This is a genomic window from Veillonella parvula (genome assembly GCF_047241225.1).
Lineage (GTDB): Bacteria > Bacillota > Negativicutes > Veillonellales > Veillonellaceae > Veillonella > Veillonella parvula_O.
This window is the reverse complement of the sequence record NZ_JBKTIE010000004.1, coordinates 1-14,630: the sequence shown is the minus strand read 5'-3', so window position 1 is coordinate 14,630 and position 14,630 is coordinate 1. Positions and strand designations below refer to the sequence as shown.

At 39.4% G+C, this 14,630-nt stretch carries 16 protein-coding genes; all 16 read left to right on the top strand.

Annotated elements, in window-relative coordinates; all coding sequences use genetic code 11:
* Window positions 1–18 precede the first annotated feature (18 nt).
* The 16 genes from ACLRYO_RS08220 to ACLRYO_RS08145 all read left to right on the top strand — a co-directional run bounded on the left by ACLRYO_RS08220 (window position 19) and on the right by ACLRYO_RS08145 (window position 14,270).
* Window positions 19–1,089, top strand: a complete 1,071-nt coding sequence (locus ACLRYO_RS08220; RefSeq protein WP_278606672.1) for a hypothetical protein — start codon at window positions 19–21, stop codon at window positions 1,087–1,089.
* Between the two features lie 10 nt (window positions 1,090–1,099).
* A complete protein-coding gene (locus tag ACLRYO_RS08215; protein WP_227037957.1) occupies window positions 1,100–1,531 on the top strand; it encodes a DUF350 domain-containing protein in 432 nt (143 codons plus the stop codon).
* Between the two features lie 11 nt (window positions 1,532–1,542).
* The gene (locus ACLRYO_RS08210) at window positions 1,543–2,103 is read left to right on the top strand and encodes a hypothetical protein (RefSeq protein WP_008603403.1); all 561 of its coding nucleotides are present in this window, start codon (window positions 1,543–1,545) and stop codon (window positions 2,101–2,103) included.
* A gap of 58 nt (window positions 2,104–2,161) precedes the next feature.
* Window positions 2,162–2,734, top strand: coding sequence for an RNA methyltransferase (locus tag ACLRYO_RS08205; protein ID WP_278606673.1), 573 nt, complete (start codon window positions 2,162–2,164; stop codon window positions 2,732–2,734).
* A 9-nt stretch (window positions 2,735–2,743) separates the two neighbouring features.
* On the top strand, window positions 2,744–3,478 hold the full coding sequence (locus tag ACLRYO_RS08200; protein WP_316708991.1) for a YebC/PmpR family DNA-binding transcriptional regulator: 735 nt from the start codon (window positions 2,744–2,746) through the stop codon (window positions 3,476–3,478).
* A 207-nt stretch (window positions 3,479–3,685) separates the two neighbouring features.
* The gene (gene ruvC, locus ACLRYO_RS08195; protein ID WP_278606675.1) at window positions 3,686–4,180 is read left to right on the top strand and encodes a crossover junction endodeoxyribonuclease RuvC; all 495 of its coding nucleotides are present in this window, start codon (window positions 3,686–3,688) and stop codon (window positions 4,178–4,180) included.
* Window positions 4,180–4,788, top strand: a complete 609-nt coding sequence (gene ruvA, locus ACLRYO_RS08190) for a Holliday junction branch migration protein RuvA (RefSeq protein ID WP_278606676.1) — start codon at window positions 4,180–4,182, stop codon at window positions 4,786–4,788. Before ruvC ends, ruvA begins: the two co-directional genes overlap by 1 nt.
* 2 nt (window positions 4,789–4,790) lie before the next feature.
* Window positions 4,791–5,795 carry a Holliday junction branch migration DNA helicase RuvB gene (ruvB, locus tag ACLRYO_RS08185; protein ID WP_004695590.1) on the top strand — a complete coding sequence of 335 codons (1,005 nt, stop codon included), beginning with the start codon at window positions 4,791–4,793 and terminating at the stop codon, window positions 5,793–5,795.
* A 2-nt stretch (window positions 5,796–5,797) separates the two neighbouring features.
* Entirely contained in the window at window positions 5,798–7,588 is a 1,791-nt protein-coding gene (locus ACLRYO_RS08180; RefSeq protein ID WP_316708993.1) for a SpoIID/LytB domain-containing protein, read from the top strand.
* Between the two features lie 11 nt (window positions 7,589–7,599).
* The gene (queA, locus tag ACLRYO_RS08175; RefSeq protein ID WP_012864114.1) at window positions 7,600–8,625 is read left to right on the top strand and encodes a tRNA preQ1(34) S-adenosylmethionine ribosyltransferase-isomerase QueA; all 1,026 of its coding nucleotides are present in this window, start codon (window positions 7,600–7,602) and stop codon (window positions 8,623–8,625) included.
* Window positions 8,626–8,633: 8 nt separating this feature from the next.
* The gene (tgt, locus tag ACLRYO_RS08170; RefSeq protein ID WP_012864115.1) at window positions 8,634–9,749 is read left to right on the top strand and encodes a tRNA guanosine(34) transglycosylase Tgt; all 1,116 of its coding nucleotides are present in this window, start codon (window positions 8,634–8,636) and stop codon (window positions 9,747–9,749) included.
* A 77-nt stretch (window positions 9,750–9,826) separates the two neighbouring features.
* Entirely contained in the window at window positions 9,827–10,117 is a 291-nt protein-coding gene (yajC, locus tag ACLRYO_RS08165; RefSeq protein WP_004695596.1) for a preprotein translocase subunit YajC, read from the top strand.
* Window positions 10,117–10,683 (top strand): 5-formyltetrahydrofolate cyclo-ligase, encoded by a 567-nt coding sequence (locus tag ACLRYO_RS08160; protein ID WP_012864116.1) that lies wholly within the window; start codon window positions 10,117–10,119, stop codon window positions 10,681–10,683. Before yajC ends, ACLRYO_RS08160 begins: the two co-directional genes overlap by 1 nt.
* 18 nt (window positions 10,684–10,701) lie before the next feature.
* Complete coding sequence (gene secD, locus ACLRYO_RS08155; protein ID WP_012864117.1) at window positions 10,702–11,976, top strand: protein translocase subunit SecD; 1,275 nt, start codon at window positions 10,702–10,704, stop codon at window positions 11,974–11,976.
* A complete protein-coding gene (gene secF / locus ACLRYO_RS08150; RefSeq protein WP_004695602.1) occupies window positions 11,973–12,866 on the top strand; it encodes a protein translocase subunit SecF in 894 nt (297 codons plus the stop codon). Before secD ends, secF begins: the two co-directional genes overlap by 4 nt.
* Window positions 12,867–13,094: 228 nt before the next feature.
* The gene (locus tag ACLRYO_RS08145; RefSeq protein WP_413084808.1) at window positions 13,095–14,270 is read left to right on the top strand and encodes an MFS transporter; all 1,176 of its coding nucleotides are present in this window, start codon (window positions 13,095–13,097) and stop codon (window positions 14,268–14,270) included.
* Window positions 14,271–14,630 lie beyond the last annotated feature (360 nt).

The window sequence follows — 14,630 nt, the reverse complement described above, 5'->3', positions numbered from 1 at the left end:
ACTTTAGCGAGGGTGTGTATGGAGTTTAATTGTTATGATGTCTTAGAGGTTCATGGCAGCCGTTATGTAATCACTGAGAAAATTAAATACATAGAGATTATTCCAAAAGCAGATAAGGAACAATCCTATAGGGGCCAGCCGTCTATGACAAAATCACCTGGTGATTATTGGCATGAATATGGACTAGAGGCTGTTGAGGGAATCGATAAAATATGGTTAACCATTGAGTATAATGATAATGAATGGTGTACCGTATCTAGAACATCCTTTCATACACGGCCGGGGAAAGATTTTACATTACATCAAATCGGATTAGAAAAGGTTGTCGATGTCGATGGTGAAAGTGGTGCCTCCGTAGGGGACCGCGCAGGATATCGAGAATATCAGCTGCCTTGTGAAGGTGGTGCTAGTGTATTCTTTGAAGAAGAGTGGTTTGAAGGTAAAAAAATGTTTGCCGAAGGGTCACGAGTGCCTTTAGTGAATATTCGCCTTTGTAATGATGCAGCCGCTCAAGCCATTAAGCAAAAGATGCGTAACAAATTTATGAAAAAGAGGTTTGGAGCTATTGCTGTTGGTGTGGGGTATACTGTACTATTTTTACTATTTCTGTTTTGGTCGGACAATGATTTGTCTTGGCATAGTATACGCGCTATGTTTGGAGTGCCTTATACGGCAAAAGAACATATGCATGACACATCTGCATATTATACAAAAACAGATTCGGATAGTGACTATGTATACACGTCTACACTAGATCCTGTTAGCACCGCATTAGACTTGATTGATTCTGTGAATGGTGATATTAAGAATGAGCGGGATAACTTAGAAGAGGGACATGAAGTTATTGTATTTTATTCTGGGGACTTGGTGTATATCATTACCAATACGGATGGACAAACTAAGGTTAAGGTATGTGAACAATCAAAATTGACACAAGAGGATTGGAAAATTATTGATCGTACATTAATCAGCTCTCATATACTCGATAACTATGCGACCATGGTTCGCCTAGGGGATAATACGGGACGCGAACGATTGTATCCTACTACCAATTCTGGCAACACATCCAATACAAAATTATATTATTAGGAGGCTTATTATGATTTATATACCAGATGTATTATTGACAATTTTTTATGCTTGCTTTGGCATTATACTGATGTTAACTGCGAATACGGTTATCGATTTCTTCGTACCTGGTAAATTTAGTGAAGAAATTAAGCGTGGTAATTGTGCTGTGGCGTGGCTTTCAGCGGGATCATTTATCGGTATCGGTGAAATTTTGCGCGCTGTTATCATGTCACCAGCCGTGACTACAGCTGATACTTCCTTGTTACATGGTATCGTAGCCAGTGTTATATATGCTGTGCTTGGTATTATATTATTTGTGACAGGCTATATGTTTATCAATATTTGGCATCGTAAATATAAATTGTCCGAAGAAATTATACGCGGTAATACAGCTGCAGGCATTCTTGTGTTTGGCATCTTCGTAGGTCTTGCCCTTGTTATTAGCGGTGCTGTGCACTAAGGGAGTGTTCTATGTATAAGCCAAGTAAGAAAACCATATACCTTACAGGTGCTTTCGCTGCCGTTGCTGGTCTTGTAGGTGTATATTCCTACTGGAATGATATCTCCTATGCTGTGTGCGATAAGGTTTACCCAGAAGCAAATGAAGGGGAGGTTCGATTAAAGGATAACCAAGGAAACCGATATTCTTTATTAAATCATGGTGATGGTAAAGAAACAGCCTTATACGACGATAATCGATCCGTTACCTTTCACCGTGATAATAGTGGCAATTTGGTGTGGGATGCGGGGCTAGCAGGGCTCTTACCAAGTATTGCTGCAGGATATTATATATTTCACGGTTTTAATCCACCTACTGCACGCATGGATGGACGAACCATGACATATCGCATAGCAGCACCATTACAAACGTATGAGGAGCCCTATGTATATACCGCATCAGGGTCGAATGTACATAGCGCTATGGGGCGGAGCTTTTATAGAACTTATGAACGCAATAGAAGTAAAAAGGCGTCTTCCATAGGACAGAAGTCTGGATTTGGTAGTGCTGGCGCACGGTCTAGTGCTTCGTAATAGATATGATGGCAATGTATGTTAATGAAGGTTAGTTTAGAATTTAGGAGATATAGTATTGGCTAATTTATATATTGGACTTGTTCATTATCCGATTATGAACAAGCATAAAGAGGTCATTACGACGGCCATTACAAATTATGATATTCATGATATTGCACGAGCATCTATTACTTATGATGTGTCTAAATATTTTGTGATTCACAATATACCTGCGCAGCGTGAGTTGGTGCGTACTATCATGGAACATTGGAAATCTGGATTTGGCTCTACTTACAATCCAGATCGTAAGGATGCTTTTACAGGTGTGGAATTGGTAAACTCAATTGTGGTAGCGGTGCGAACAATTGAAGACATAGAGGGTATAAAACCTATTGTAGCTACAACAGATGCTCGTACCTACGATAATACGATTTCCTATGCACGGATGCGTGAACATCTTGAAAATGAGGGGCGCCCTGTGTTAGTATTATTTGGTACCGGTTATGGTATGACAAAAGAAACGATGGAAAGCTTTGACTATATTTTAGAACCTATATATGGCCATGGTGAATACAATCATTTATCCGTGCGTAGTGCCGTATCAATCATCTTAGATCGGCTGCGGGGCGAAGCATGGTGGAATAAATAGGAGGCGTCTATGTCAGGACATTCTAAATGGGCAAATATTAAACATAAAAAAGGTAAAACCGATGCATTAAAAGCTAAATTGGCTACAAAAATCGGTCGTGAAATCACCGTTGCAGCACGCATGGGTGGTGCAGATCCAACTGGTAATATGCGTTTGAAATTGGCTTTGCAAAAGGCTCGTGAAAATAATATCCCTAAGGATAACATTCAACGTGCTATCGACAAAGGTATCGGTGCTACGGACATGAATGCATACGAAGAAATCGTATACGAAGGTTATGGCCCTGCCGGTGTTGCCGTTACTGTTGAGGTGATGACCGATAATCGTAATCGTGCTGCTGCAGATGTACGCCATGCATTCTCTAAACAAGGTGGTAATCTTGGTGAAAGCGGCTGTGTAGGCTGGATGTTCAAATCTAAAGGCGTATTTGTTATCGATAAAGAAGGTCATGATGAAGATGAGGTAACTATGCTAGCTCTTGAAGCTGGAGCAGAAGACCTTAAGTCTGAAGATGATGTGTTTGAAATTTATACAACACCAGAGGATTTTGATGCTGTAGAAGCAGCGCTTGCTGATGCGGGTATTGAAACAGAAGTCGCTAAAATCACGATGATTCCAGATACAACGATTGAGTTGACTGGTGATGATGCTGTAAAAATGCAGAAAATGCTTGACGTATTGGATGATCTTGATGATGTACAAAACGTATATCATAATGGTATTTTGCCGGACGACGAAGAATAATAATAATAAAGGGGGCACTCTATGGGTGCTCCTTTTCTATTGATAAATTAAACTCGGATATTTATTAAAGTTAAGAAAATTAATATGTCTCATATATAATTCATAGGGGAATTCATGAACTTCGATGTGAAATTATGCTATAATAAAATAGATTATGTAATGGAGGTAGGCGGCAGCTTATCTCATTTTTAAACTAAGGGGGTTGGGGTGCGAATTATAGGAATTGACCCAGGCACGGCTATATGCGGATACGGCATTATTGACGTGAAGGGTAGCAAACTAACACCAGTAGCCTATGGGGCTATTACAACTCCTAAGGAATTGACTGATTCACAGCGACTGGAAATTCTATTTAATGATCTTAGTGATTTATTGGAGGAATATAGGCCTGATAAGTTTGGAGTAGAGGAATTATTTTTTAACCGTAATGTAACAACAGCCATTAAGGTAGGGCAAGCACGTGGTGTTATTTTATTGGCTGCTGAACAACAACGGATTTCTATTTATGAATATACACCATTACAAATTAAACAAGCTGTCACAGGTTATGGTAAAGCTGATAAGAATCAGGTCATTTATATGACGATGAATATTTTGGGGATTCGTGAGAAAATTAAGCCTGATGATACGGCAGATGCATTAGCTGTTGCTATCTGTACGGCTCATAGTTCTCACAATGATAGATTAAAGAGGTTGGTATAATGATAGGGTATGTGCGAGGTATCGTAACACATCTTTTTAAAGAATCGTGCTATGTTGATGTACATGGCGTAGGGTATCGCGTATATGTGCCGACCACTACGCGTCAACAGCTGACAGAGGGCCATGAGGCGACGCTATTCACGTATCTTAATGTACGAGAAGATGCGATGCAACTTTATGGCTTTTGGACGGAAGAAGAATATGAGTTGTTTATACTCCTCATTTCTGTTTCCGGTATCGGTCCCAAGGTGGGGCTTGGCATTTTGTCAGGCATGACACCAGAGGCTTTTAAATTAGCGGTTATCAATGGACAGGTGCAACAATTAACTAAGTTACCTGGCATTGGTAAGAAGTCTGCGGAGCGACTTGTTTTAGAACTGAAGGATAAGATTGCTAAGATGACACATATTTCTGCAGAATCACCTGCGGCTATTCAGCCTATTGGTGTCACTGCTAGTGGTGCCGCAGGGGAGGCTATTGAAGCTCTCGTATCATTAGGATACTCCGAGCGAGATGTGGCTGATATTGTTGAGTCTTTAGATGATGGTAAGCGCGATGTATCTGAGTTGATTAAAGTCAGCTTGATTGAGCTTGGGAAAGGACGATAAGGATGAATGAAGAAGTACGCCTTGTCGGCAATGGCGAGCACGAAGAGGATATATGGCAATATAGCCTTCGACCTAAGCTTTTTAATGAGTATGTAGGTCAAGAAGAGGCTAAAGGCAATCTAAATGTGTATATTCAAGCTGCAAAACAGCGTGGGGAAGCATTGGATCACGTGCTACTTTATGGGCCTCCAGGTCTTGGCAAGACAACATTAGCAGGGATTATTGCAAATGAACTGGGTGTTAATTTTCGTATAACTTCTGGTCCGGCTATTGAAAAGTCTGGTGACTTAGCTGCAATATTAACAAATTTGGATGACCATGATGTATTATTTATTGATGAAATTCATCGCTTGTCTCGTAGTGTAGAGGAAGTGTTGTACTCTGCTATGGAAGATTATGCTATTGATATTATCATCGGTAAGGGTCCAAGTGCTCGAACTGTGCGCATTGACTTGCCAAAATTTACATTGGTAGGTGCCACGACTCGAGCGGGTGCTTTGGCAGCTCCATTACGGGACCGATTTGGTATTATTAATCGGTTGGAATATTATAAACAGCCAGAGTTAGAGTTTATTGTGTCTCGAGCCGCAGAAATACTTAATATTGGTATTGTGCCGACTGGGGCAAGCGAAATTGCGCGTCGTTCAAGAGGAACACCGCGTATCGCAAATCGTCTGCTTAAACGGGTACGCGACTTTGCACAAGTCATTGGTGATGGGGTTATCACTCAAGAAATTGCAGATGAAGCATTACAACGTTTATATGTAGATAAAATGGGACTTGATCGAATTGATCGACGTGTGTTGGAATGTATTATTGAAAAATATGATGGCGGTCCTGTAGGGATTGATACCATTGCGGCGGCCATCAGCGAAGAGAGAGATACCATCGAAGATGTGTATGAACCATATTTGATGCAATTAGGATTTTTAGGACGCACACCGCGTGGGAGGGTAGCTACTAAATTAGCCTATGAGCATTTAGGTATTTCACAGACAGGGAAATAACAATGAAAACAAAACGATTACAATTGATGATAATGGCCACTTTGTTTTTAGGTGTAAACATTGGCGGTGCTTCTATAGCACATGGAGCGACGCTGCAAAATAAAGGTGCAGTGGTAACGAAAAAGCCAACGCCAAAATCAACAGTATCTAATACAACTGTATCGAAAGTAAATACGACGAAGAAATCTAGTTTTCGTCCACTTGCTACTAAACCAGCTGCAAAGCCGGTTACAATAACTAAAACGGTTTCTAAGTCAACTGTTGCATCTACGATGGCTAAACCTAGTGCAAAACCGGTTAGTGTAGCAAAGCCTGCTACAGCTACAAAGCCGGTAACGCCGGCTAAACCAGTTAGTGCAACAAAATCAACTAGTACTGCGAAATCTAGTACTAATGCAACAGCTGCGAAATCAGCCACTACAGGTAAAGCTACAATGGCTACAAAACCTGCGGCTTCTGGCACTTCGAAGCCAACTGCTAAACCTGCAGTTACTGATGAAAAGCCTGTAGTACAAAAGAGAGCTACCGAAAAAACTGCTACTAAAAAGGTAGTAAAAACAACGGATGCGAATAGCATTCAAGCCAATACAGCAGTTATTACTCGCAACAAAGTGGGCTCCGTAGTGACGCCTGCTACAGAACGCAAAGAAAATATGCCAAATGTACGTGTTCTACTAGGTAGTCGTAGCTCTGATGCTACTGTTACATCTACAGCTAATATGGTTGTATTGAATAGCGGTAATGGTCAAGTTAGCACAATCAGTGCTAATCGTGGTACATCTATTGGCGTTCGCGGCGGCAAGATTGCTGTAAATGGAAAGGCTATTGATAGTGTGGTTACATTGAAGCCTGCGAATGGTGATGCACCATTCTTGTTCGAAGGTAAAGGTTATCGTGGTGGTTTAACATTACGTGCCAATAATGGAACCATGATGGTCATTAATTCTGTGCCCCTTGAGGATTACCTGTATGGTGTTGTCCCACAAGAGGTAGTACCGTCTTGGCCGGCTGCTGCATTAGAGGCACAAGCCGTAGCAGCTCGTACTTATGCTCTTCATACGATGGAAGAAAATAAAGGTAAATTCTACGATGTGAGTAATTCCACGGATCATCAAGTATACAGTGGTGTGAGTGGTGAATCTCAAGCTACCACAAATGCAGTAAATAAAACTAAAGGCGTAGTTATGCTTTATGATCAACGTCCTATTAATGCCTTATTCCATTCTGATGGCGGTGGCTATACAGAGGATAGTGTAAATGTTTGGGGAAGTGATGTGCCATACTTGAAAGGGGTAAAAGACTTTAGTACTGGTACATCTACATCGAATTGGACTGTTACTACCTCTCGTCAAGCTCTTGAAAGTAAGCTTAATGCGGCAAGCAAAGGGGTAGGTAAATTGAAGAGCATTCAGTTGACCCCTCTTGGTAAACCAGGGCAACAAACATCTGACCGTGGTGTATCTGGTCGCATTAAGAGTGCAACTTTCATAGGCACCTCTGGAAAAACTACTGTAGACGGTGATGCATTGCGTAGTATTTTAGGTTTAAAATCTACACTATTTGATTTCTACGTAAATCATAATCCTGCTAAAGGTACGGGTAAGGCCTATCATAGCTTTACTGGAAAGAATGATACTGTCTATATTAAAGGCCACGGTTGGGGACATGGTCTTGGTATGTCTCAATGGGGCGCTGCAGAAATGGCAAAGCGTGCTAACCCTGGAGACACAAATTATTACCAAACTATTTTGCGTCACTACTATAGTGGCATTACATTGAAGAAAATGTATTAATAAGGATAACGATGAAAGTTACAGATTTTGATTATGAATTGCCAGAGGAACTGATTGCTCAACATCCCATAGAGCCTCGTGATACAGCACGGCTTTTAACCTTGGATAAGGTAAGTGGTAAAGTTAGTCATAAAGAGCATTTTTACGATTTGCTTGAAGAACTTCACGAAGGTGATGTACTCGTATTTAATAATACGAAGGTTATCCCTGCGAGATTATATGGTCATCGACAAGGCTCTGGTGGTAAAGTAGAGGTACTTCTACTCACACCATGTGGTGAAAATCGATGGGAATGCCTTGTTAAACCTGGTAAAAAGTGTCCTGTTGGTCAAGTTATTGAGTTTGATGACCGCCTGAGAGGGATTGTGATTGATAAGACTGAATTTGGAGGTCGTATCATTGAGTTCACTTGCAATGGTGTGTTTGATGATGTGATTCAAGAAATTGGTGAAATGCCATTACCTCCATACATTCATGAAAAGTTAGAAGATAAAGACCGTTATCAAACGGTATATGCTAAGGAAAAAGGCTCTGCTGCGGCACCAACTGCAGGACTTCACTTTACACCTGACCTCTTAGAAAAGATTAAAGCTAAAGGTGTAGAGCTTGAGTTTGTAACCTTACATGTTGGACTTGGCACCTTTAGACCTGTATCGGCAGAGACTATTGAAGATCATGAGATGCATAGTGAGTTCTTCGTTGTATCTCAAGAAACCGCTGACCGTATTAATGCAGCTAAGAGAAACGGACGCCGTATTATTGCGGTAGGTACTACATCTGTACGTACACTCGAGTCTGCTACGAATGATGATGGTGTATTACAAGGTATGAGTGGTTGGACTCAAATTTTTATCTATCCTGGCTATAAATTTAAGATGATTGATGCGTTGGTAACGAATTTTCACTTGCCTCAATCTACATTGTTAATGTTGATTAGTGCACTAGCTGGTCGTGAACACTGTTTGGCGGCCTACGAAGAAGCTGTTAAAGAACGTTATCGTTTCTTTAGCTTCGGCGATGCTATGTTTATACGTTAGGAGGGACTATGCCGAGTATTACTTATGAATTACAAAAGACATGTCCTCATACGGGGGCACGGGCAGGTTTATTGCATACGCCACATGGTACCTTTCAAACACCGATGTTTATGCCTGTAGGCACGCAAGCGACAGTTAAAACTATGACACCAGAAGAACTAAAGGCTATGGGTTCTCAAGTTATTTTGAGTAATACCTATCATTTATTTCTTCGCCCAGGGCCGGAGCTTATAGAAGAGGCTGGGGGCCTACATAAATTTATGAATTGGGATCAAGCGATTCTTACTGATAGTGGTGGATTCCAAGTGTTTAGTTTAGGCGATATGCGCAAAATTACTGAGGATGGTGTTACATTTAGATCCCACATTGATGGATCAAAACAGTTTCTATCTCCTGAAGTGGCTACAAAGGTACAAGAACAATTAGGTTCTGATATTGCGATGGCTTTTGACGAATGTATTCCGTATCCCGCGGATCATGATTATGCGAAACGCTCTACGGCGCGTACCACGCGTTGGGCGCATCGTTGCCAAGAGTCTCGTAAAGCTCATGACCGCCAAGGCATGTTTGGTATCGTTCAAGGTGGCATGTACAAAGACTTGCGCAAACAAAGTGCGGAAGAACTTGTAGCTATGGATTTTGAAGGTTATAGCATCGGCGGTTTATCCGTTGGGGAACCTCATGATTTAATGAATGAAATCTTAGAATATACTACGCCATTATTGCCAACTAACAAGGCTCGTTATTTGATGGGCGTTGGCACCGCAGATTGTCTGGTAGAAGGTGTAGCACGTGGAGTTGATATGTTTGATTGTGTATATCCAACTCGTGTTGCTCGAAATGGGATGGCCATGACCTGGAATGGTCGCCTTAATATTCGAAATGCTCAATTTGCTCATGATTGGGGCCCTTTAGAAGAAGGTTGCCAATGTTATACATGTAAAAATTATTCCCGTGCATATATTCGTCACTTATATAAGGCAGAAGAGATTTTGGCATTACGCCTTGTAACGTATCATAATCTCTATTTCTTATTAGAGTTTATGCGTCAAATGAGACAAGCTATCTTAGAAGATCGGTTCCCGCAATTTAGAATGCAATTTTGGGATAGCTTTAAAAAATAGTAATTAAGTCTAGTCAAATTTATATTAGGTGGCTATACTAGAAAAGAAATACATATTTATTAACCTAGGAGGATAACATGGGAGATATTCAACAAATCTTGCAAACTAGCTGGCCTATTTTGTTAATGGTAGTAATTTTTTACTTTTTATTGTGGCGTCCACAAAAGAAACAACAAAAAGAGCGTGCTAGTTTGTTAGGTAGCTTAAAAAAAGGCCAAAAAATCGTTACTATTGGTGGTATTTATGGTGAAATTGTTGAACTTGATGATGAAAAAGTCAAGGTACAGGTATCTGAAAAAGTTGAATTAACATTTGCTCGTACAGCAGTTGCTAACGTACTGTCTAAGAAAAACAAGGAAGAAAAATAATGAATACAAAGGAAGCAGTGCGCCAGGCGTGTAAGTCTCAGCGCGCTGCTTTATCCGTTGCTGATTGTAGGCAGTGGACGTCGATATTGACGAATCAAATCGTCAATAGTCCTGAGTATATATCGGCAAAAAATATTATGGCCTATTTGGCGATGCCTAAAGAGGCCAATTTAGACGATGTGATTCGTCATGCTTTAGAACATGATAAATCTGTATACGTTCCAGTATGTACTGATAAGACGACTATGATTGCAGTTCGTCTTAAGTCTCTAGAATCTATCACTCAGGGTGTGTTAAATATACGTATTCCTGCTGAGCCATACGATATTATTGATCCGTGTGATTTGGATTTGATTTTAGTGCCTGGTGCTGGCTTTGACCGTCAAGGTGGTCGCATGGGAATGGGGAATGGGTATTATGATCGATTTCTCAAGGAACTTTCACCAAGTACATTTATGGGCGTTTGTTGGACTGTACAATTATGGGAAACACCAATCCCAATGGAAGCATTAGACCAACGAATGAGTAAAATTGTGACAGAGCAAGGCATTATACATTGTGTATAGCAGAAGGGAGCAACTATTTTGAACGGTAAAGCTATTATCAAGTTTTTAGTAGTCATTGCTGCCATCATTGGATTATTTGCGTATTGTATTCAACCATTAGCAGGCTCTTTGAAACAAGGCCTAGACTTGCAAGGTGGTACGCATATCGTATTGGAAGCAGAGGACTCTGCGACTGGTACAGCTGACAATGATGCAGTGGAACGGGCGAAGCAAATCTTAGAACGTCGTATTAATGAAATGGGTTTATCTGAACCATTGGTACAACGTGAAGGTGCTCGTCGTATTATCATTGAATTGCCAGGTGTAAAAGATCCTGACGAAGCGATTAAACGTATCGGTAAAACTGCGGTCTTGGAATTTAAAAACGACCAAGGTCAAACCGTTATGACTGGTGATGACTTAAAAGATGCGAAAGAAGAGTTAGGTCAAAATAAACAACCACTCGTTGCTATTGAATTAAGTGATGAAGGGGCTAAGAAGTTTGCTGATTTAACATCTAAAAATATTGGTCGTCGTATTGCCATTACATTGGATGGTAAAGAATTGACTAATCCTGTAGTACAACAAGCAATTACAGGTGGTAAAGCCACTATCTCTGGTAGTCAAAGTTTAGAAGAAGCTAAAGACTTAGCTATTTTATTACGTTCCGGTGCATTACCTGTTAAAATTAATGTATTAGAAGTGCGTACAGTTGGTCCTTCTTTGGGTCAAGACTCCAAGGATAAATCTGTTGTAGCCTTCAGTGCTGGTATTGCAATGATCATGATTTTCTTGGTTATTTTATATCGTTTTTCTGGTATCGTAGCTAATATTGCATTACTTGTATATGTTATGCTCTTATTGCTCGTATTAGGCAAAGGCTTTAATGCGACTATGACATTGCCAGGTATCGCGGGTATTATCTTGTCTATGGGTGTTGCTGTAGATGCGAACATTCTTATCTTTGAACGTTTTAAAGAAGAGGTGTTCTCTGGTAAGTCCATGCGTGTAGCTATGGAAGCCGGTTTCAGTCGTGCTTTAGCAACAATTACAGATGCGAACGTATCCGTTATTATTACAGCTGGTATCTTAACTATTTTAGGCTCTGGCCCTGTAAAAGGCTTCGCTATCAGCTTAGGCGTAGGCGTTGTTGTAAGTATGTTTACAGCGATTACGGTGAGTCATTTCTTGTTGCGCTTACTTATTGACTGTAACTTTACGAACCATCCATTCTGGTTTGGTGCGAATATCTCTCCAAGCACAAGTGCTGACGCATTTGCACCAAAATCGTTGAAAGGAGGTAAACGCAAATGACATTAGACGTAATTAAGCATCATCGTTGGTGGTTTGCTATTTCCTCCACACTTGTTATTATCAGCTTAATTTCCATATTTACTAAAGGGTTTAACTTTGGTATTGATTATACTGGTGGTACTATTGTTGAAGTTGTATTTGATCAACCTGTAGAGGTTAGTCAAGTTCGTGACGTTCTAAAAGAATATAATCTTGAAAATGCACAAATTCAGCTTTCCGGTGATACTACTGGTGATACAGCTGGCGAAGACGTAATGATTCGTACACGCAATCTTGAGTCTAGTGAAAGTGCAGCTGTTGTTGATTCTTTGACTAAATCTATTGGTAACAATACAGTTAAACGTATTGAAACTGTAGGTGCTGTAATTGGCTCTGAAGTTACAGAACATGCGTTATTAAATCTTGTTATAGCATTCGCAGCATTAGCTCTATATATTTCTTATCGTTTTGAATATAAGGTTGCCATTTCTGCTTTAGTTGCCATTTTTCATGACTTGATCATGGTTCTTGGTGTTTTCTCTTATTTCCAATTAGAGATTGATGCATCCTTCTTAGCTGCCATTCTTACAGTTGTAGGTTACTCCATGAATGAATCCGTAGTAATCTTTGACCGTGTTCGAGAAAATACGCATACTCACAAGCGTTCTGATACATTTGCAGATCTTGCGAATGCATCTATTACACAAAGTATTCATCGTAGTTTCTATACATTGGCAACAGTTATGTTTGCCTGTGTATCCCTTTATTTATTTGGTGGAGATACTACAAAGAACTTTGCTCTTTGTATGATTATTGGCTTTGCTAGCGGTGCGTACTCCTCTATCTGTGTAGCTACTTCCTTGTGGGTTATGTGGAAGAGCCGCAATAAAAATGACGTACGTAATCAATAATAAGTTATAGATTATTATTGTGTTAATGATTAAAGTACAAGAACCTCTCTTGATTTATTTTTAGAGAGGTTCTTTTATTTTGCCATTTTTTATTATGTAAAACGGTATAGGTATATTACAGATAATATTCATTTTTAACTATATAAATTTTAAAAAGGCTTGTTCTTGAATTCCATAAGATAGAGGCGTAAAATGGCTAGGTGACACGATACAAAAGGAGATACAAATATGGATTCAAATAGATTATGGAGCCCTGCTTTTACTAATTATGGTATTAGTAGTGGCATTTTATATATGACTCAATATGTTCTCGTAGCGGCATTGCCAATTGTAATTACGTCTGAGCTAGGTGGCAGTGATCTTGATGCGGGCTTAGCGATGACATATTTTCAAATTGGTACAATTTTATGTAGGATTTTTGCAGGACGATTAATAGATGGTTTTAATAAGCGTATTGTTCTATTAATATCAACAGCCTTGTTTTTCATTATTATGGGATTATTTAATTTTACTACATCCTTAGAGGCTGTTTTCGTACTACGTGGGTTACATGGTGTTGTGTTTGCCCTTGGAACAACTGTAATGGCTACTCTAGCAGTATTAGTATTACCTCCTAGTCGAAAAGGTGAGGGAGTTAATATGTTTGCTATCTTTTCAAATATAGCAATGGTATTAGGACCTGCTATCGGCCTATATGCTTTATCGTCATACGGTAGTATGGCATTGTACATATTTTTAACGGTTATGACTGGATTGGCTATGGTCTTAAGTAATATTATTCCCCTATCAAAAGAGTTAGTATTACCTAAACAATCAACATATAAAGATTGGCATATTTCCCAGTTTATAGAAAATAAAAGTTTACCCTGGGCTTTAATGGGCTTATTTATTGGGTTTACCTATTCTGGTGTTTTAGTTTTTATACCTATAGAACTTAATAGCATGGGGGCAGGAATATGGGGAAGTGCTTTCTTTGCTATTTTTGCGTTGATGATTATTATTAGTCGACCCATAGTAGGAAAAATATATGCTCGATATGGTTCAAAAATTATTATCTATACAGGATTAGGATTATTTATACTAGGCTTATTTGTATTGGGATTGGCTATAACCCCATTAGCTATTCTATTCACCGCTCCATTGTTGGGGTTAGGCTATGGTGCAGCACAACCTGCATTCCAAGCGCTGGCTATACAATCAGCTCCTATTGAGCGTGCGGGTGTATCAACAGCAACATATTTTTTAGCATTAGATATAAGTGTTGGTGCTGGATCGGTTATACTTGCAGTATTAGCTAGTGCGTGGGGCTATCAATATTTATATATGTTCACTGCATTGGTTATGGTGATAGCACTTGCTTTGTATCATATATGGGTAAAAAGATATACTCCTTTAGAACTATAGTTGGTTAAGGTAAAAATTGGGTAAATAAATATTTAACAAGTTAAAATGGCTTCTAATGAGATATTATTTATAGGATGCAATAAAAATAATGAAAGCAAGATGAAATTTTTGGAATAATAATTTTATATATTGACGTTTATTATAATTATGGTATACTTATACAAGTCATTAGGACACAGCTCAAATGATAAGTAAAAAAACTTCTTAAAAGTTAAAAAAAGCACTTGACGTAATGAGCTTAACTTGATAGAATAATCAAGTCGCCAGTTGATGAAACACTTCGAAGAAAGAGTGTGTAGACTGGTACAGATCTTTGAAAACTGAACAATGATAGGTAATCAATCAAAATGATTGAACATA